Annotated in this window: 15 protein-coding genes; 8 read left to right on the top strand and 7 right to left on the bottom strand. The window is 72.9% G+C overall.

All coding sequences use genetic code 11. From position 1 onward, the window contains the following. The first annotated feature begins 3 nt into the window (after positions 1–3). The gene (locus tag ABZT47_RS30930) at positions 4–2,073 is read left to right on the top strand and encodes a prenyltransferase/squalene oxidase repeat-containing protein (RefSeq protein WP_354849856.1); all 2,070 of its coding nucleotides are present in this window, start codon (positions 4–6) and stop codon (positions 2,071–2,073) included. Further along, a complete protein-coding gene (locus ABZT47_RS30925) occupies positions 2,073–2,345 on the top strand; it encodes an ester cyclase (RefSeq protein WP_354849853.1) in 273 nt (90 codons plus the stop codon). Before ABZT47_RS30930 ends, ABZT47_RS30925 begins: the two co-directional genes overlap by 1 nt. Positions 2,346–2,360: 15 nt before the next feature. Here ABZT47_RS30925 and ABZT47_RS30920 read toward each other — a convergent pair whose 3' ends face one another. After that, entirely contained in the window at positions 2,361–3,161 is an 801-nt protein-coding gene (locus ABZT47_RS30920) for an MBL fold metallo-hydrolase (RefSeq protein WP_354849850.1), read from the bottom strand. Between the two features lie 245 nt (positions 3,162–3,406). After that, the gene (locus ABZT47_RS30915) at positions 3,407–3,925 is read right to left on the bottom strand and encodes a helix-turn-helix domain-containing protein (protein ID WP_354849848.1); all 519 of its coding nucleotides are present in this window, start codon (positions 3,923–3,925) and stop codon (positions 3,407–3,409) included. A gap of 79 nt (positions 3,926–4,004) precedes the next feature. Here ABZT47_RS30915 and ABZT47_RS30910 point away from each other — a divergent pair, with 79 nt between their 5' ends. Next, positions 4,005–5,372, top strand: a complete 1,368-nt coding sequence (locus ABZT47_RS30910; RefSeq protein ID WP_354849845.1) for an MFS transporter — start codon at positions 4,005–4,007, stop codon at positions 5,370–5,372. A gap of 17 nt (positions 5,373–5,389) precedes the next feature. Here the strand turns inward: ABZT47_RS30910 and ABZT47_RS30905 are convergent, their stop codons facing one another. Further along, positions 5,390–5,863: an Lrp/AsnC family transcriptional regulator gene (locus ABZT47_RS30905; protein WP_354849843.1), complete on the bottom strand. Its 474-nt coding sequence runs from the start codon at positions 5,861–5,863 to the stop codon at positions 5,390–5,392. A 198-nt stretch (positions 5,864–6,061) separates the two neighbouring features. On the opposite strand from ABZT47_RS30905, the gene ABZT47_RS30900 reads away from it, so the two are divergent. From ABZT47_RS30900 to ABZT47_RS30885, 4 genes are read left to right on the top strand one after another with little or no spacing between them, the layout of a single operon-like run. Continuing rightward, entirely contained in the window at positions 6,062–7,405 is a 1,344-nt protein-coding gene (locus ABZT47_RS30900) for an amino acid permease (RefSeq protein WP_354849840.1), read from the top strand. Between the two features lie 48 nt (positions 7,406–7,453). Then, entirely contained in the window at positions 7,454–8,149 is a 696-nt protein-coding gene (locus tag ABZT47_RS30895; protein ID WP_354849837.1) for a helix-turn-helix domain-containing protein, read from the top strand. Further along, positions 8,142–9,062, top strand: a complete 921-nt coding sequence (locus tag ABZT47_RS30890; protein WP_354849834.1) for an ABC transporter ATP-binding protein — start codon at positions 8,142–8,144, stop codon at positions 9,060–9,062. The genes ABZT47_RS30895 and ABZT47_RS30890 overlap by 8 nt, the downstream gene beginning before the upstream one ends. Next, complete coding sequence (locus tag ABZT47_RS30885; protein WP_354849831.1) at positions 9,059–10,669, top strand: ABC transporter permease; 1,611 nt, start codon at positions 9,059–9,061, stop codon at positions 10,667–10,669. The genes ABZT47_RS30890 and ABZT47_RS30885 overlap by 4 nt, the downstream gene beginning before the upstream one ends. A 49-nt stretch (positions 10,670–10,718) precedes the next feature. Here the strand turns inward: ABZT47_RS30885 and ABZT47_RS30880 are convergent, their stop codons facing one another. The 3 genes from ABZT47_RS30880 to nrdR form a co-directional block, all read right to left on the bottom strand. Beyond that, positions 10,719–11,651, bottom strand: coding sequence for a diacylglycerol kinase family protein (locus tag ABZT47_RS30880; protein ID WP_354849828.1), 933 nt, complete (start codon positions 11,649–11,651; stop codon positions 10,719–10,721). Between the two features lie 129 nt (positions 11,652–11,780). Continuing rightward, complete coding sequence (locus tag ABZT47_RS30875; RefSeq protein ID WP_354849825.1) at positions 11,781–14,639, bottom strand: vitamin B12-dependent ribonucleotide reductase; 2,859 nt, start codon at positions 14,637–14,639, stop codon at positions 11,781–11,783. A gap of 122 nt (positions 14,640–14,761) precedes the next feature. Further along, positions 14,762–15,223: a transcriptional regulator NrdR gene (gene nrdR, locus ABZT47_RS30870; protein ID WP_354849823.1), complete on the bottom strand. Its 462-nt coding sequence runs from the start codon at positions 15,221–15,223 to the stop codon at positions 14,762–14,764. 638 nt (positions 15,224–15,861) lie between these two features. Here nrdR and lexA point away from each other — a divergent pair. After that, positions 15,862–16,578: a transcriptional repressor LexA gene (gene lexA / locus ABZT47_RS30865; protein ID WP_354850023.1), complete on the top strand. Its 717-nt coding sequence runs from the start codon at positions 15,862–15,864 to the stop codon at positions 16,576–16,578. Positions 16,579–16,686: 108 nt separating this feature from the next. Here lexA and leuS read toward each other — a convergent pair whose 3' ends face one another. Continuing rightward, on the bottom strand, positions 16,687–19,152 hold the full coding sequence (gene leuS / locus ABZT47_RS30860) for a leucine--tRNA ligase (RefSeq protein WP_354849820.1): 2,466 nt from the start codon (positions 19,150–19,152) through the stop codon (positions 16,687–16,689). Between the last annotated feature and the right edge of the window lie 120 nt (positions 19,153–19,272).

The raw sequence follows: 19,272 nt of genomic DNA, 5'->3' as shown, positions 1-19,272 counted from the left end.
GGGATGACGTTGCTCATGGTCGAGACGCGGCGCGCCGACGAGAGGTTCGGCGCGCTCTGGTCGGCCTGGCAGCGCGAGCAGGGCCGGCCCGGCGCCTTCGGGCGCCGCGGCGCCGAGGCGCTGTTCGACCACTTCCCCTTTCTGCTGTGGGAGCACTTCCCGGCGGTCACGCTGGGGGCCGCGCGCCGCGTCGGCCTGGCCGCCCGGGCGCACGGCATGGCCTCCGCGCTGCGGGACGCGTGCGCGCGCGGCGAAGACGAGACGTCCGGCGGCGGGAGCGCCCGCGCCTGGCTGCACGAACTCGCGCGGCGGCAGCTCGAGCCGCTCATCCCGCCGGGCGACCCGTACTGGCGGCTGCTCGCGGACGGCCCCGAACCCGCGGTGCTCCCTGCCTGGAGCCGCCTGCCGCACGCGACGGCAGCGGCCTTCGCCGCCTGCGGCGGCGACCCGGAGATCCTGCCACCGGTCCAGGAGTCACAGACGCACCTCTACGCCGGCCTGGTGCTCTACCGCGACTGCGTGCGGTGGAAGCGGGACTTCCTCAGCGGCCACCGCTCGGAGGTCGTCGACCGCGTGCTGGACGCGCTCGGCACGCCCGCGTTCGGCCCGCTCCCCGGCGTGCCCGGAGCCGGAGCGCTCCCGGCCACGCCCGGAGCCGACGCGCTTCCGGCCGCGCCCGGAGCCGGGGAACGCGAGGCGCGACTGACCGCCGCCGCCCGCGCCTTCCACTACGGCGGCATCGCCGAGAGCGCCCTGGACGCCGCGACCGAGCACCTCGCCCGTTCGATGGCCGCCGTCACCGACCTGCCCCCGGTCTCGTGGGCCGCCATGCTCGCCCGCCTGCACGGCGAGGTGCTCCGGCTCCGCTCCGACCTCGCCGAGACGCGCGCCCGTCACCTCGCCGCGGCACGCGGCCATACCACCGGCCCCCCGCGCCCCCGGACCGCCGCCCGCCTGGCCGACATGAGCGAGAAGGCGGTCCGCGCCGCCGTCGCCCACATGAGCGGGGAGCAGTACGCGGACGGCCACTGGGGCGACTTCCTGGTGCTGACCCAGCAGAGCACGTCCTGGGCGACCGGCTACGTCGGCTGGAACCTGGCCCGGGCCGGCGTCGGTGGACCCGTCCTGGACGCGGCCGCGCGATGGCTGGTCGAGAACCGCTCGCCCGGCGGAGCCTGGGGGTACAACGGCCACTGGCCCTTCGACATCGACTCCACCGCGAACGCACTGCTGTTCCTGGTCGACCGCCCCGGCGTCGACCGGGCGCTGCTGGAACCGGCGCTGGACCACCTGCTCGCCTCCCAGGCCCCCGATGGCGGCTTCACCACGGTCGACGACCTGGACGCCTGGCTCGTCCGGTTCCGCGCGCCGACCGACGACGCCCCGGGGTGGACGGCGGCGCATCCCTGCGTCACCGCGATGGTGGCGCTGCTGCTGAGCCGCGTCGACGGCGACCGGGCGAAGGCGGCGGCGGAGGCGGCGCTGACCTTCCTGCAGCGCGGCCAGCGTCCCGCGGGGTACTGGGACGCCTACTGGTGGGTGGGCGGGCTGTACACGACATGCCGCGCGGTCCAGGCGCTGTGCGCCGCCGGACGAGAGCTGCCGGGCACCGGCAGGACACTGGCCCGCGCGGCCGGATGGCTGCTGCGGAGCCGGCGGGCCGACGGCGGATGGTCCGGAGGCCACCGGGAGGGCAGCGGCGCGTTCCAGACCGCGCTCGCCGTGCAGGCCCTGTGCGCGCTGCGGGACGACCACCACGACCGCGACCACCACGACCGCGATGCCCTCGAACGCGCCGTGGCGGGCGGCGTCCGGTGGCTCGCCGAGCACCAGCTTCCGGACGGGAGCTGGCCGGCCGAGCCCATCCTGCGCGTTCCCCGGCCGGGTGTCATCGAACCGTGGCGAGGCGTCACCTGGACCGAGTCGATCCTCGGCCTCGACATCGTCGTGCCCGACTGGCGCCGCCTGTTCACCGGCGCGGCGGCCGTGCACGCGCTGCGTCAAGCCGCCGGCCCAGAGAGCGGCCCGGCGAGTCGGCCCACGCGAAAGCACGCGTTGAAAGGAGAAAGTTGATGTCAGAGCAGGCGACGCCGAAGAATCTCCCGGTGCGCATCCGCGCCACGGGCCCGGAGGAGGTGCGGCGGCTGACCGCCATGATCCGCCAGGCGCTCCCCGACGCCACGTTCTCCGTCCAGGAGCGGGTGGAGGACGAGAAGGGGTCGGTCGCGGTCGTGGTGACGGCCCGCGGCACGCACACCGGCCGGGTGGGGAACTACGCGCCGACCGGCGAGCCGGCGACGGTCGTCATCGTCTCCAGCCTCGCGACCCGCCCGAGAGCCGAGTAGCGCCCGGAGCGCGGGTCAGGGCGCGAGGGGGCGGGCGAGGGCGTCGGAGGTGAAGGGCTCGGGGTACGGCGAGCGGGCCAGCGCCTCGGCGCGGGTCAGCTCGCCCGCGGCGACGGCCCGGCACAGCCGGGCGACCTCGGCGAGCTCGTCCCGCTGCCGGGCGACGAACGCCGCGTCCACCGGCTCGCCGTGCCCGGGGACCACCGTGCGCGGGGCGAGCTCCAGCAGCCGGTCGAGCGCGGAGGGCCAGGTCTGCGGGAAGGCGTCCTCGAACGCCGGGGGCGCGCCCTGCTCGACCAGGTCGCCGGCGAACACCACGCCGCTGTCGGGCACGTGGACCACCAGGTCGTGACCGGTGTGCCCGGGGCCGGGGCCAGCCAGCCGCACCACCCGGCCGCCCAGGTCGAGCTCGGTCGCCGTCCCGGCCGCGTGATCGGGAAGGACGATGCGCGCGGCGGCCAGACGTCCGGCCGCCTCGGGGTCGCCTTGCTTGTGGTAGTGCTCCACCCAGGCCGAGCGCTGCGTCTCGCCGGTCGCGACCAGGTCGGCGCGGCAGCCACGGTGGGCCCAGACCGCGCACTGTCCGAAGGCCGCCGTGCCGAAGCAGTGGTCGAAGTGGGCGTGGGTGAGCGCGACCGACCACGGCAGGCCGGTGAGCTCGCGCACGGCCGCCGCGAAGGCCGCTCCCTGCGCCTCGTCGGCGCCGGTGTCGACCACCAGGCAGGCGCGGTCGCCGGCCACCAGGCCGAGGGTGAGGTCGAGCTCGTCATGGCGCCGCGCCCAGGCCCGGTCACCGACCTCGACCCACCGCCCCATCCGCGTCCTCCGCCCTCGACGACCGGCCCAGTCTAACGAGCGGGAAACGGGGACGACGGCGGCGAGCCCACGGCCGGACGCGGGACCACGATGGGGTCACGCCCGCGGCACGACCCGCGCCCACGCCGCGCCGCAGGTTCGGGCGTCCTGGCATTCCACGTGCTCGCGGGCACGGCGTGGGTACTGCGGTACGGCGGGCACGGTCCCCGGGCGTTCGGGTGTGCCCGGCCGCGGAACCGGCGGGGTCAGGGAAGGGGGGTGAGCATGCGGTGGGGGGTGCGCATCGCCACGGTGACGGGGTCTTCCCGGTCGTTCGGCAAGCCGGGGCCGGGACGCACTTCGACCTGGTCGGGCTCGGTGTGCGCGCCGCACGCGGTGCACGCGGCGTACCGGTCGAGCGGCGCATCACAGGGCTGGTGGAAGAACAGCCGCCACGGCTCGTTGGTGACGGCGTGCCGCTCGCCCCATCGTCCCAGCATGTAGACCGGCGGCCACAGCTCGCGCCCCGCGGCGGTGATCACGTACTCCTCGCGCGCGGGCGAGTCCTGGTAGCGCCGCTTGGTCAGCACTCCCGCCTCCACCAGCGTGTGCAGCCGCTGCGACAGCACGGCGCGGGGGATGTCGAGGTGGGCGAGGAAGTCGCCGTAGCGGCGCACGCCGTAGAGCGCGTCGCGCACGACCAGGAGGGTCCAGCGCTCGCCGAGCAGTTCCAGCGCCTTGGCAAGCGCGCAGTTCTGCCCGTCGTAGTTCTTGCCCAATGCCATGCCACCATCTTAGTTCATTGAACGAACCGAGCCGTGTTACTGTCGGTTCATTCATTGAACTAATGGGAAGGCCCCCGCCGTGTCCCTCACTGCCGTCACCGCGCCTCCGCGGTCAGGGAAGACGCCGCGTACGACGCTCGCCGTGGCGTGCGCCGCTCCCCTGCTGGCGCTGCTGAACTACACCGTGCCGATGGTCACGCTGCCCGAGACCGCCCAGGCCCTCGGCGCCGGGCCCACCGGCCCGGCCTGGATCCTCAACGCCGTCTCCCTGGGCCTTGCCGCGCTGCTGCTGGTGGCCGGGGCCATCGCCGACGACCACGGACGCAGGCGGACCTTCGTCGCCGGCACGGCCACGCTCGCCGCCGGGGGCGTCGTCGCCGCGCTCGCCCCCACCACGCTGGTGTTCGTCCTGGCCCGCCTGGTGCAGGGAGGCGCGAGCGCGGCCCTGCTCGCCGCCAGCCTCGGCATCATCGGGCACGCCTTCCCCGCCGGGCACGACCGCGTCCGTGCCACCGGCCTCTACGGGGCGATGCTCGGGCTCGGCGTCGCGCTCGGCCCGCTGGTGTCCGGGGTGCTCGCCACGGCGGCGAGCTGGCGCGGCGTCTACTGGACGGTCGCGCTGTCCGCCGCCGTGCTGGCGGTGGTGGCCCACCGGTCGCTGCCGGAGTCGCGCGCCGCCGAGCCGCGGCGGGTCGACGTCCCGGGTGTCGTCACGCTGAGCCTCGGCCTGGCCGCGCTGATCGCCGGGGTCATCGAAGGACGGCTCGGCTGGGGCAGGCCCGTCGTGCTGTGGGCCTTCGCCGCGGCCGTCGTGCTGCTGGCCGCCTTCGCCGTCATCGAGACCCGCCGCCGCGAGCCGATGCTCGACATGGGCCTGTTCCGCCGGCCGCCGTTCCTGGTGGCCACCGGCGGCGCGCTCGTCACCGGTTTCGCGCTGATCGGGCTGATGAGCTACCTGCCCACCGTGCTCCAGGTCACCCGGGGCATGACGCCGCTCGGCAGCGCCGCGCTGTTCAGCATCTGGTCGGGCCTGTCGTTCGTCGCCGCCCTGCAGGCCCGCAGGTTCCTCCCGCACGCCAGGGCCAGGCTCGCGCTCGGCCTGGCCTTGTCGGGCGTGGGCACGCCGGTGCTGCTCGGACTGGTCACCGGCTGGTCCTGGTGGAAGGTCGTGCTCGGCCTGGCCGTGTCGGGCGTCGGCAGCGGCCTGGTCAACGCCGCTCTCACCCACCTGGCGATCGAAAGCGTGCCGCAGCACCGGGTGAGCATGGGCTCGGGCGCCAACAACACCGCCCGCTACGTCGGGTCGTCGCTGGGCGTGGCGATGATCGCGGCCATCGTCGGCGGCCACGGGGCGGCCGGGGGCATCGACATCGGCATCGCCGTCTGCTCCGCCCTGATGCTGCTCACCGCCCTCGCCGTGGCGCTGGTGCGCACCCACCGGGCGTGAGGCGCCCCGCCGGGGGCTCAGTCGAGCGCCGGCGGGTCGGGAAGCCTGCTCAGGACCGTGTTGTGCAGGCGCTGGAAGACCATCGAGGTGCGAAAGCTCACGATCTCCTTGCGCTTGCTCAGCCGGTCGAGCAGGAACGCGTGCAGGTGGTCCAGATCTTGGGCCGTGACGTGCAGCAGGAAGTCGTCGCCCCCGGAGAGCACGAAGACGCTGAGCACCTCGGGCAGCCTGCCGACCGACTCCTTGAACGCCGTGATGACCGTGCGGCTCAGCGGGCGCACCTGCACCGACACCATCGCCTGGACGCCCCGGTTGAGCGCCCCGAGCTCGATGTCGGCGTGGTAGCCGCGGATCACCCCGCGCCGGGTGAGCGAGCGCACCCGTTCGAGGCAGGTCGAGGGGGCGATGCCGAGCTGACGGGCCAGCTCACGATTGGACTGCCGAGCGTCCGCCTGGAGCAGGCGGACTATCTCCGAATCAAGTTCGTCCACGAGCGGTATTCTGCCACCACTTCCGGCCGGACGTTCGATTGAGAGGCTCGCTAAACGGCCGTATGGCTAGCTTCGACGGTGTTCACCGACCGTCTGAAGGGATCCGCCATGCGACCTCCGACGAAGGCACCCCGTGGGACGTGCGACGGTCCCGCCGCCTTCCGCCAGCCGACGTGTGACCTCACCGGCCCTCCCCGGGTGGCTTCCGGCGATTCCCCCGGCTCCCGCCCTGGGACGCGCGAAAACCCCGCCGGCTCTCCCCCGGCTCCGGCCGCGCCACCCCGTACCGCCGCGCCGCGTGCGGGCGGGCACCGGCTGGGCCTCGGGCAGGGCACCGCGCTGCTGGTGGGCGCCGTGCTCGGGCCCGGCGTCCTGGCGCTGCCGCGTCTCGCGGCCGACGCGGCCGGCCCCGCCTCGGTCCTCGCGTGGGCCGGCCTGCTCGCGCTCAGCGTGCCCGTCGCCCTCACCTTCGCCGTGCTCGGCGCGCGCTTCCCCGGCGGCGGAGGCGTGGCGGCGTTCGCCGCGCGCGCGTTCGGCCCGGCGGCCTCCGTCGTCGTGGGCTGGTGGTTCTACTTCTCCATCCCGGTCGGCGTGCTGGCCGGCGCCCTCATCGGCGCGCAGTACGTCGGGGAGGTGCTCGGCCTCGGCTCCGGCGGCACGCCCGCGGTCGCGGTCATGCTGCTGACGGCCGCGTTCGCCGCCAACCACGCGGGGCTACGGGTGTCGGGACGGCTGCAACTGGTGCTCACCTGCCTGCTGGCGCTGCTGCTGGTCGTCGCGGTGCTGGTGGCCGCGCCGCACATCCGCGCGGCCGGCTTCACGCCCTTCGCCCCGCACGGCTGGGCGGGGGTCGGCCACGCGGCGGGCGTGCTGTTCTTCGCCTTCGTGGGCTGGGAGGCGGCGAGCCACCTGTCCGGCGACTTCGCCGACCCGCGCCGCGACCTTCCCCGCGCCACGGCGCTCACGCTCCTCGTCGCGGGCGTGCTGTACCTGGCCCTGGCCGTGACGACGGTGGGCGTGCTGGGCGCCGGGGCGGCCACGGCCGCCGTGCCGCTCGCGGCGTTGCTCGGGCACGGCCTCGGCCCCGCCGCGGGCCCGGCCGCCGCGGCGGCGGCCGTCCTGTTGTCCTTCGGGGCCGTCAACACCTACATCGCGGGCGCGGCCCGGCTCGGCGTGACGCTGGCCCGGGAGGGCGCGCTGCCGCGGCGTCTGGCGGCGGGCGCGGCGGCCGGCCGCGGCCTCGCGCTGCCCGCCGTCCTGACGGCGGGGTCGGTGGCGATCAGCGTGGCCTTCGCGCTGGATCTGGACACGCTCATGCGCGTCACCTCCGCGTGCCTGGCGGCGGTGACCTTCGCGGGCTGCGCCGCCGCGACCCGCCTGCTGAGCGGCCGCGGACGGTGGACGGCGGCGGTCGCGACGGTGTTCACCGTCGTCGTCCTGCTGTCCTGCGGCGCCTACCTCGCGGTCCCGGCCTGCCTGGCGGCCGTCGCGGCGCTGACCCGGCCAGGGGGGCGATGGACGACCGGCTATACGCGTGTGTAGTCTCATGCACAAGCGAGTAGGAAACTGCACTGAGAGATAGGAGAAGGCGTGACGGCGACCGGGCCGGACCATGAGGATCTGACCGCACGGGCCCGCATCCGAGAGGCGGCGCTGCGCCAGTTCGGGGAGCACGGGCTCGAACGGGCGACGATCCGGGGGATCGCCGCCGAGGCGGGCGTGTCCCCGGGGCTGGTGCGCCACCACTACGGCTCCAAACAGGGGCTGCGTGAGGCGTGTGACGATCACCTGGTCAAGATGGTCCGCCGGCTCAACGACCTGGCCAAGGACGACGTCTCCCGCGGCCAGATGGGCAGCGTGGCCGCCTCCCGCGCCGCGCTGAAGCCCTACCAGCGCTACATGGCCCGCGCCCTGTCCGAGGGGGCCGCCGCGGGGCTGTTCGACGAGATGGTCCGCCTGTCGGAGGAATGGCTCGCCGAGATCGACGCCAGACGGCCCGACCCTCCCAAGGTCGACCGCAAGGTCCGGGCCACGCTCGGCACCGCGATGGCGCTGGCGATCCCCGTCCTCTACGAGCACGTCTCCCGGGGGATGGGCGTGGACATGTTCAGCCCGGAAGGCGACCGGCTGCTCTCCCTGGCCATGGTCGACATCTATTCGCACCCCCTGATCAGCCCGGAGGAGGCCGCCGTCTACAACGACGCCCTCGACCGCACTCCCCTCCGGGCCACCCCAGCCGAGCGCGAAGGCGCGCCCGGCCGAGATGAGGAGCACCACGATGACTGACGCCATCTCGGCGTCCGGGCTCGTCAAGACCTTCGGGCCGACGCGGGCGCTGGACGGCCTCGACCTCACCGTCCGCACCGGTGAGGTGCACGGCTTCCTCGGGCCGAACGGCGCGGGGAAGAGCACCACGATCCGCGTCCTGCTCGGCATGATGCGCGCGGACGCGGGCACCGCGCGGCTGCTCGGCGGCGACCCGTGGGCCGAGGCGACCGAGCTGCACCGCAGGCTGGCCTACGTGCCGGGGGACGTCACGCTGTGGCCCCAGCTGTCCGGCGGCGAGGTCATCGACCTGCTCGGCCGCATGCGCGGCGGGCTGAACAAGCAGCGCCGGGCCGAGCTGCTGGAGCGCTTCGACCTCGACCCCCGCAAGAAGGGGCGCGCCTACTCCAAGGGCAACCGGCAGAAGGTCGCCCTGGTCGCCGCGCTGGCCTCCGACGTGGAGCTGCTGCTGCTCGACGAGCCGACCTCCGGGCTCGACCCGCTGATGGAGGAGGTGTTCCGGGACGCCATCCGCGAGGAGAAGCGCCGGGGCGACCGCACCGTGCTGCTGTCCAGCCACATCCTGGCCGAGGTCGAGGCGCTGTGCGACCGGCTCACCATCATCCGCGACGGCCGCGCCGTCGAGACCGGCACGCTGGACGACCTGCGCCACCTCACCCGCACCACCATCGACGCCGAGCTGACCGCCCCGGCCGACGGGCTGGCCGCCCTGCCCGGCGTGCACGACCTGCGCGCCGGCGAGGGCCGGGTGCGCTTCGACGTCGAGGCCGCCGCCCTCGAGCCGGTCCTGCGCGAGCTGGCCGCCGCCGGGGTGCGGAGCCTGGTCAGTCGCCCTCCGACGCTGGAGGAGCTGTTCCTGCGGCACTACGACAGGTCCGGCGCGGCGGCGGCCGAGGAGAAGGTGTCGCGATGAGAGAGCTGACGGGCGTGGGCGGGCTGATCCGCCTCATCCTGCGCCGCGACCGGGTGCTCACCCCGCTGTGGGTGCTGTTCGTCGGCCTGGTGCCGGTCTCCTACGTGGCCGCCATCGACGGCCTGTTCCCGACGGAGGCCGGGCGGCGGGCGTACGCGGCGGCCAGCGGGCACAACGGCGGGTTCGTCGCCCTGTACGGCCCGCTGCACGGTTCTAGCCTCGGCGAGCTCGTCGCCTGGCGGGCGGGCTTCATTCCCATCGTGATCGGGCTGTTCAGCATCCTGACCGTCATCCGGCACACCCGCACCGAGGAGGAGGCCGGCCGCCGCGAGCTGCTCGGCTCGACCGTGATGGGCCGGCACGCGGGACTGGCCGCCGCACTGGCCGTCACCATGGCCGCCGACCTGGTCCTCGGCGCGATCCTCGCGGGCGGCCTGGTCGGCCAGGGCCTGCCCGCCACCGGGTCGTGGGCGCTCGGACTCGGCTTCGCCGCCTGCGGGTGGGTCTACGCCGCGGTCGCCGCCGTGGCCGCGCAGCTGACCGGCGGCGCCGGCGGCGCGCGGGGCATCGCCATCGGCCTGCTCGGCGCCACCTTCGTCCTGCGTGTCACCGGCGACCTGAGCGGCCTGTCCAGCGACGGCACGCTCACGTGGGCCTCCTGGCTGTCGCCGATCGGCTGGGCGCACCGCGTGCGCCCGTACGCAGGCGAGACCTGGTGGCCTCTGGCCCTGGCCGCCGGCGTCGCCGCGCTGCTGGCCGCCGTGGCCGTCGCGCTGTCGGCGCGGCGCGACATCGGCGCCGGCCTGCTGCCCCAGCGCCTCGGCCCCGCCTCGGCGGGGGCGGGCCTGTGCTCGCCGCTCGGCCTGGCCTGGCGCCTGCACCGCTCCCTGCTGGCCGGCTGGACCGCGGGCTTCCTCGCGCTCGGCGTCGTGCTCGGCTACCTGGCCGCGGGCATCGGCGACCTGGTGCGGGACGCCCCCGCGATGAGCGACATCATGATCCGCATCGGCGGGGTCCGCGGGCTGGTCGACAGCTACTTCTCCGGCCTGGTGGCACTGTTCGGGCTGCTCGCCGCCGGGTACGCCATCCAGGCCACGCTCAGGGCGCGCGAGGAGGAGTCCTCCGGGCGGGCCGAGCCCGTGCTGGGCACCGCCGTGGGCCGGGTGCGGTGGGCCGCCGGCCATCTGGCCTTCTCGCTGCTCGGCCCGGCCGTGGCGCTGGCCGCCGCCGGGCTGGCCATGGGGCTGACCCACGGGCTCAACACCGGCGACGTCGGCCGCGAGCTGCCCCGGGTGCTCGGGGCCGCCATGGTGCAGCTCCCGGCGGTGTGGGTCCTCGGCGCGGTCGCGGTGCTGCTGTTCGGCCTGCTGCCCCGCCTCGCGGCGGTCAGCTGGGGAGCGCTGGCGATCTGCCTGCTGATCGGGCTGGTCGGCCCGGCCCTGCGGGTGGACGAACGACTGCTGGAGGTCTCGCCGTTCACCCACCTGCCGCGGCTTCCCGGCGGCCCGATGAACGTGACGCCGCTGCTGTGGCTCGCCGTCGTGGCAGCGGTGCTGGCCGGGGCCGGCCTCGCCGCCCTGCGCCGCCGCGACATCCCCGCCGCCTGAGCGCACAGAGAGGGCCGGCCCGCGACGGGACCGGCCCTCCCGCCGTCGGTCACGCCTGGACGGCGTCCTGGTCGCCTCCGGCGCCGGCGCCGACCGGTTCACGGACGGCGGGAACGCGGACCGTGAGCGCGTCCGGCGCGATGGAGGCCTTCAGCTCGGTGACCTCCTCACGGTCGCCGCCGTCCAGCTCGTACATCAGCGGGGCGCCGAAGGTGGCGCTGACCTTCCTGGCCCGGGTGATGCGGACGAAGGGCGACTCGTCGGAGCGGCCGGCGGTCATCTGGCCGAGCACCCGCGCCCACTGGATCGGCCCCTTGGCGGTGGAGACGCCCACCTCCAGCCATCCGTCGTCGGGACGGGCGTCGTCGAACGCCTCGATGCCGCCGGTGATCGTGCCGACGTTGCCGAGCAGCAGGCAGCTCGCGTCGCCCTCGAACCACGTCGTGCCGTCGATCTTGATGGTCATCGGCACCAGCGGCCCGCCGACGTGCCGCACGGCGGCGCTGATGTAGGCCAGGCGGCCGAGCCGGCCCTTGGCGTCCCGGTCGGAGTCGGCCATGATCTTGGCCTCGAACCCGGCGCCCGCCATGACCGCGAAGTGCTCCCCGTTGAGCACGCCGAGGTCCAGCTTCCGGTGCTCGCCGTGGAAGCCGATGCGCACGGCCTCCGGAAGGTCGATCGGGATGCCCATCTCGGTGGCGAACAGGTTGCCCGTCCCGGCGGGCAGGATCGCCATCGGCACCTCCGACCCGGCCATCACGTCGGCGCAGCGCTGCACCATGCCGTCGCCGCCCCACACGAACACCAGATCGGCCCCTTCCTTCAGGGCCTTGCGCACCTTCTTGGGCGCCTTCTTGCTCTTGGGCACCTCGTACCAGAGCAACTCGCCGACGTCCTGCTCGGTGATGAGCACGCGGAGCCGGTCCAGGCCCGCACCGAGCGTCTTCTTCCGATGAGCGATGACCGCGACCGTTGGAGACATGGTTTCCGACTACCCACCAGGGGCGGCTTATGCCCGCCGGACACCCGCGAGGGGAGCCGGTACGGGCCGGGGTTCCCTGGTGCACGCCGGTGGGCGGCTCTACGGCCGCCCACCGGCGTCACGACCCGGTCAGCTGCAGCCGCTGGTGCTGCCGCAGCCCTCGCAGACGTAGCAGCTTCCGGCCGGGCGCATGTTGGTGCCGCAGGTGAGGCACAGCGGCGCGTCCGCCGTGCGGCCCTGGTGGCTTTCGAGCGCCGCCGTGCCGTTGGCCCGGCTCGCCGGAGCCGCGGGCGCCTGCGCCGCCTCGGCCACCGGCCCGGCGGCCTCCGGCCTGTCCTCGATCGGCGCCGACTGCGCGAGCGCGGCGGTGTCGATGATGACCTCCTGGACCGCGGCCGGGTCCTCGCCGCGCTGCTGCGCCGCGCGCTCGGCCGCCGAGAACACCCCGAGGGCCGCCCGCTCCTCGTAGGGCAGGTGGTCCAGCGCCAGGCGGCGGAAGATGTAGTCGACCACCGAGGCGGCCATGCGCACGTCCGGGTCGTCGGTCATGCCCGCCGGCTCGAAGCGCATGTTGATGAACTTGCTGACATAGGTGTCCAGCGGGACCCCGTACTGCAGGCCCACCGAGATCGCCACCGAGAAGGCGTCCATGACGCCCGCGAGGGTCGAGCCCTGCTTGGACATCTTCAGGAAGACCTCGCCGAGGCCGTCGTCGGGGTAGGACGAGGCGGTCATGTAGCCCTTGGCGCCGCCGACCGTGAAGCGGGTGGTGCTGCTCGGCCGCTGGTTGGGCAGGCGGCGGCGCTTGGGCTTGGGCACCTCGATGATCTGCACGACCGGCTCGGCGGCCTTCTCGGTGACCTTCTCGTCGGCCTTCTTGGCGATCGACAGCGGCTGGCCGACCTTGCAGTTGTCCCGGTAGACCGCCAGGGCCTTCAGGCCGAGCCTCCAGCCCTCCAGGTAGACCTGCTCGATGTCCTCGACCGTGGCCGACTCGGGCAGGTTGACGGTCTTGGAGATCGCGCCCGAGAGGAACGGCTGAGTGGCCGCCATCATGCGGACGTGCCCCATGGGGGCGATGGCCCGCTCGCCCATGGCGCAGTCGAACACCTCGTAGTGCTCGGGCTTGAGCCCGGGGGCGTCCATGACGTGGCCGTGCTCGGCGATGTACTCGACGATGGCCTCGGCCTGCTCGGGCTGGTAGCCGAGCTGCTTGAGCGCGCGCGGGATGGTCTGGTTGACGATCTGCATCGAGCCGCCGCCGACGAGCTTCTTGAACTTCACCAGCGCCAGGTCCGGCTCGATGCCGGTGGTGTCGCAGTCCATCATCAGGCCGATGGTGCCGGTCGGGGCGAGCAGCGACGCCTGGGCGTTGCGGTAGCCGTTCTTCTCGCCCAGGCGCAGGCACTCCTGCCACTGCTTGGTCGCCTCGGCGAGGATCGGCCGGTCGAGGGCGTCCATGGCGCGAAGCGCGTCGCTCGCGGCGGCGTGCTTGCGCATGACCCGCTTGTGCGGCTCGGCGTTGCGCTGGTAGCCGTCGTAGGGGCCGACGATCGCGGCCAGTTCGGCGCTGCGGCGGTAGGACGCGCCGGTCATCAGGCTGGTGATGGCGCTGGCGACCGCCCGGCCGCCCTCGGAGTCGTAGGCGTGGCCGGTGGCCATCAGCAGCGCGCCGAGGTTGGCGTAGCCGATGCCGAGCTGGCGGTAGGCCCGCGTGGTCTCGGCGATCTTCTCGGTCGGGAAGTCGGCGAAGGTGATCGAGATGTCCATCGCCGTGATGATCAGCTCGGTCAGCTTGACGAACCGGTCGACGTCGAAGGTGTCGTCCTCGCGCAGGAACTTCAGCAGGTTGATGCTGGCCAGGTTGCACGAGGAGTTGTCCAGGTGGACGTACTCCGAGCAGGGGTTGGAGGCGGTGATGCGGCCGGTCTCGGGACAGGTGTGCCAGTCGTTGATGGTGTCGTCGTACTGCACGCCCGGGTCGGCGCACTCCCAGGCGGCCTGGGCCATCTTGCGGAACAGCCCCTTGGCGTCGATCTCCTCGATGACCTCGCCGCTCAGCCGGGCCCGCAGCCCGAACCGGCCGCCCGCCTCGACGGAGCGCATGAACTCGTCGGAGACCCGGACGGAGTTGTTGGCGTTCTGGTACTGGACCGAGACGATGTCCTTGCCGCCGAGGTCCATGTCGAAGCCGGCGTCGCGCAGCGCGCGGATCTTGTCCTCCTCGCGCGCCTTGGTCTCGATGAACTCCTCGATGTCGGGGTGGTCGACGTCCAGCACGACCATCTTGGCCGCCCGGCGGGTCGCGCCGCCGGACTTGATGGTGCCCGCCGAGGCGTCGGCGCCGCGCATGAACGACACCGGGCCGCTGGCCGTGCCGCCGCTGGACAGCAGCTCCTTGCTGGAGCGGATGCGGGAGAGGTTGACCCCCGAGCCGGACCCGCCCTTGAAGATCACCCCCTCCTCCTTGTACCACTCCAGGATCGACTCCATCTGGTCGTCGACCGACAGGATGAAACAAGCCGACACCTGCTGCGGAGAGGCGGTGCCGACGTTGAACCAGACGGGGGAGTTGAAGCTGAACACCTGGTGGATCAGGGCGTGCTTGAGCTCGTGGTCGAAGATCTCGGCGTCCTCGTCGGAGGCGAAGTAGCCGTTCTCGCGGCCGGTGCGGGTGTAGACCCCGACGACGCGGTCGACGAGCTGCCGCAGGCTCGTCTCGCGCTGCGGGGTGCCGACGGCGCCGCGGAAGTACTTGGTGGTGACGATGTTGGCCGCGTTGACCGACCAGGAGTCGGGGAACTCGACGCCCCGCTGCTCGAAGTTGATCGAGCCGTCCCGCCAGTTGGTCATGACGACGTCGCGGCGCTCCCAGCGCACCTGGTCGTACGGATGCACGCCGGGAGTGGTGTAGACGCGCTTGATCTTCAGGCCCTTGTGGGGCCGCTTGCCCCCGCGCCCCACTGAGCCGCTCACCGTCTCCGTCATGCTCTCCCCCTTCCGGGGCTCCGAGGAGCCCTCGTCTTGGAAACACATCGTCACGCCGCTGGCATCCCCCGGCGCCGGGGCAACATCTGGTCGTCGGGCCCCGCCGGGCCCGCGGTGGGCGATCAGCCTTCTCTGGCGGCTCGCGCCGACCTGAGCTGCTGGATCTCCTCTTCGAAGTCGGCGAGCGTCTCGAAGCCCCGGTAGACCGAGGCGAAACGCAGGTAGGCCACCTCGTCCAGTTCGCGCAGCGGCCCGAGGATCGCCAGCCCGACCTGGTGGGCGGGGATCTCGGCGGAGCCGGTGGCCCGGATGCTCTCTTCGACGCGCTGGCCGAGCTGCGCCAGCGAGTCCTCGCTGACGGGCCGCCCCTGGCAGGCCCGGCGGACGCCGGCGATCACCTTGTCCCGCGAGAAGGGCTCGGTCACGCCGCTGCGTTTGCCCACCATCAGCAACACCGTCTCCTGCGTGGTGAACCGGCGCCCGCACTCAGGGCAGGTGCGCCGCCGGCGGATCGCCGCGCCGTCCTCGGTGGAACGGCTGTCGATGACCCTGGTGTCCGGATGACGACAGAATGGACAATGCATGTCGCCTCCTTTTCTCGGCTCCCACCGGTCACAGGAGCACCGCCCCCGAAATCGCGGGAGCCCGGGACGTGCGTCCCGGTAAAAGCCGCCCTATGTTTGCGCATTCGCGGGACGCGCGAGAGGCCTTCGCGCGCGCATGCGAATAAGCTCGCGCACGCACTGCGGCCTGCCTTCAGCGCGCCGACGGAAACACAACCTATGGTGAACCACATCGGTGTAACTACTAGATGTTGTGGTCCAACCGTAGGAGTGACGCACCATGAACGCAAGTCGGAACCGCCGGTGCGCCGCGATCGGGCCCGCCATCAGGGCGAACGGCGGTGGAACCGGCGTGTCGCGGGGCACGCCCCCTCGTCCGCAACCAGGGCATCAGCCGTCACCCTGGCACCGCCGCCACGGTTGATCGACTTCGGCGCCCCTCCGGCATAAGATCGCGTGAGTCGAACACGATATCGATCGAACTCCCGTACGATGTCGTTCACCGGACGGTTCACCGAATGGGCGACTCTCGAACAACTGTTTGATGACGATCTTGAACAGGGTTATTGTCGCTGTGTGCGACACGAGCAATACGGATGGGGAGCCGGCCGGGCGGTTTGGCGTCAGAGGGCGTCCTTGGGGCGTCCGGCGAGGAGGACATTGTGAGCGAGCAGCAAGAGATCGGCACGGTCGTCAGCGATCTGGCGGTGCGCAGGCGTGACTCCCTTGGTCTCACCCCGCGGCAACGCAAGATCCTCGAGGTGATCCGTGACTCGGTCCAGCAGCGCGGGTATCCGCCGTCCATGCGCGAGATCGGCGAGGCCGTCCAGCTCACCAGCACCTCCAGTGTGTCCCACCAGTTGACCGCACTGCAGCGCAAGGGCTATCTCCGCCGTGACCCGCACCGTCCCCGCGCACTGGAGGTCCGCCTGCCCGGCGAGCCGGCGCTGTGGGTCGACCCCGTCGCGCCCGGCGAGGACGAACAGCTCGTGACCCGCCCGACGGCCGCGTTCGTCCCCCTGGTCGGCCGCATCGCCGCCGGTGGCCCCATCCTTGCCGAAGAGCGGGTCGAGGACGTCTTCGCCCTGCCCAAGCAGCTCGTCGGCGAGGGCACGCTGTTCCTGCTCCAGGTCGCCGGAGACTCGATGATCGACGTCGCCATCGCCGACGGCGACTGGGTGGTCGTGCGCCAGCAGCCGGTGGCCGACAACGGCGACATCGTCGCCGCCATGATCGACGGCGAGGCCACGGTGAAGACCTTCAAGCGCAAGGACGGCCACGTCTGGCTGGTGCCGCACAACGCCAACTACGACCCCATCCCCGGTGACGAGGCGACCGTCTTGGGCAAGGTCGTCGCGGTCCTGCGCAAGCTCTGACCGCCGCCCCCGCCTCTCGCGATTCCCCGTCCACGCCTGAGCGCTCACCTCTTCCGGTGAGCGCTCAGGCGTTTCGCATGCCGGCCCGGCCGGTGCACGCCCGGCGGGTCAGGGAACGATGTTGACGAGCTTGGGCGCCCGCACGATCACCTTGCGCGGCGCGCCGTCGAGGTAGGCCCGCACCTTCTCCGAGGCGAGCGCGAGCTCCTGCAGATCGGCCTCGGAGATCGTCGGCGCGACCTCCAGGCGGTCTCTGACCTTGCCCGCGACCTGCACGACGCAAGTGACCGACTCGCGCACCAGCAGGGCGGGGTCTGCGACCGGCCAGCCGCCGCGGACGATCGTCGGGCCGTGGCCCAGCCGCTCCCAGCCCTCCTCGGCCACGTACGGCGTGACCAGCGACAGCATGACGGCCAGCGCCTCGGCGGCCTCCCGCACGGCGGGGTCGGCCGCGCCGGGGCCCGCGTCGATGGCCCGGCGCGCGGCGGTGGTCAGTTCCATCATGCGGGCGATGGCCACGTTGAAGTGGTAGGACTCGATCAGCCGGGTGACCTCGTCGATGGCGCGGTGGGTGACCTTGCGCAGCTCCAGGTCGCCGGCGGCGGGGTCCACGCCCGGCGCGGAGGCCGCGCCGGCCTCGGCCATGACGCGGAACGCCCGGGCCAGGAACTTCTGCGAGGCGCCCGGCGAGACGGCCGCCCAGTCGATGTCGTCCTCCGGGGGACCGGCGAACAGCATCGTCAGACGGACCGCGTCCACGCCGAAGTTGTCGATCTGCTCGCCCAGGTCGACGCCGTTGCCCAGGGACTTGGACATGCCCTTGCCCTGGTTGATGACCTCGCCCTGGTTCAGCAGGCGCACGAACGGCTCGGTGAAGTCGACCATGCCCATGTCGTGCAGGACCTTGGTGAAGAACCGGGAGTACAGCAGGTGCAGCACGGCGTGCTCGGAGCCGCCGACGTACTGGTCGATCGGCCCCCAGCGGCGCACCTGCTCGACGTCGAACGGCCCGTCCTCGTAGTGCGGCGAGCAGTAGCGCAGGTAGTACCAGGAGGAGTCGACGAAGGTGTCCATCGTGTCGGTGTCGCGCTGGGCGGGGCCGCCGCACTTGGGGCACTCGACGTTGACCCACTCGGTGGCGCTCGCCAGCGGCGAGACCCCCTTGGGGGCCAGCGCCTCGCCGCGCAGGTCGGGCAGCGTGACCGGCAGCTGCTCGTCCGGGACGGGCACCTCGCCGCAGTCGGGGCAGTGGATGATCGGGATCGGCGTGCCCCAGAAGCGCTGGCGCGACAGCAGCCAGTCGCGCAGGCGGTAGTTCACCGCCGCGCGCCCGGCGTCGCGCTCGTCCAGCACCTCGATGATGCGGGCGATGGCCTCGGTCTTGGACAGGCCGTCCAGCGGCCCGGAGTTGACCAGCGTGCCCTCGCCGGGCGTGGCCACGCCGGTCTCGCCGGGGTCGGCCAGTCCGGTGTGCACGACGACCCGCACGGGCAGGTCGAACTTCAGCGCGAAGTCCAGGTCGCGCTGGTCGTGGGCGGGCACCGCCATGATCGCGCCGTGGCCATAGCCGGACAGCACGTAGTCGGCGGCCCACACCGGCAGGCGCTCGCCGTTGACCGGGTTGACGGCGTAGCGGCCCAGGAAGACGCCGGTCTTCTCCTTGTCGGTGGCCAGGCGCTCGATGTCGGTCAGCTTGGCGACCTGGGAGCGGTAGGCCGTGAGCTCCGGCAGCCGCTCGGGGTCGCACAGTTCCTCGGCCAGCGGCGCGTCGGCGGCGACCACGAAGAACGTCGCGCCGTACAGGGTGTCGGGACGGGTGGTGTAGACGGTGACCGGCTCGTCGCGGCCCTCGATGGCGAACCGGACGTCGGCGCCCTCGGAGCGGCCGATCCAGTTGCGCTGCATGGTCAGGATGCGCTCGGGCCAGCCGCCCAGCTGGTCCATGTCCTGCAGCAGCCGGTCGGCGTACTCGGTGATCTTGAAGTACCACTGGGTCAGCTCGCGGCGCACGACGTCGGCCCCGCACCGCTCACAGCGCCCGGCGACGACCTGCTCGTTCGCCAGCACCGTCTGGTCCTGGGGGCACCAGTTGACCAGGCCGCCCTTGCGGTAGGCCAGGCCGCGCTCGAAGAAGCGGTTGAACAGCCACTGGTTCCAGCGGTAGTACTCGGGGTCGCTGGTGTGCAGGCGCCGGGACCAGTCGAAGGAGATGCCGTACCTCTTGAACGAGGTGGCCTGGGTCTCGATGTTGGCGTAGGTCCACTCGGCGGGGTGGGCGTTGCGCTTGATCGCGGCGTTCTCGGCCGGCAGGCCGAAGGAGTCCCATCCGATGGGGTGCAGCACGTTGTCGCCGCGCTGGAGCCAGTAGCGCGCGACGACGTCGGCGATGGCGAAGACCTCGCCGTGCCCCATGTGGAGGTCGCCGGAGGGGTAGGGGAACATGTCGAGCAGGTACTTGCGCGGACGCGCGTCATCGGCGTCCTCGTTCGCGCGGAAGGCGTCCAGTTCCTCCCACCGGGCCTGCCACTTCTCCTGCAGCGCCTGCGGATCGTACTGCTCGTCACTCACGGCCATGTCCCTCGGATCGACTCAGCGCGGATGGCTGGACCAAAAAGAAACCCCTCGTGGGCACGAGGGGCAGCCGCGTCGACCGGTGTCTCAGCTCGGTCGGCGCGGCCCGCTAAGAAGCAGGGT

It is taken from the genome of Sphaerisporangium sp. NPDC005289 (assembly GCF_040607455.1).
Classification (GTDB): domain Bacteria; phylum Actinomycetota; class Actinomycetes; order Streptosporangiales; family Streptosporangiaceae; genus Sphaerisporangium; species Sphaerisporangium rhizosphaerae.
This window is presented reverse-complemented; position numbering and strand designations above follow the sequence as displayed.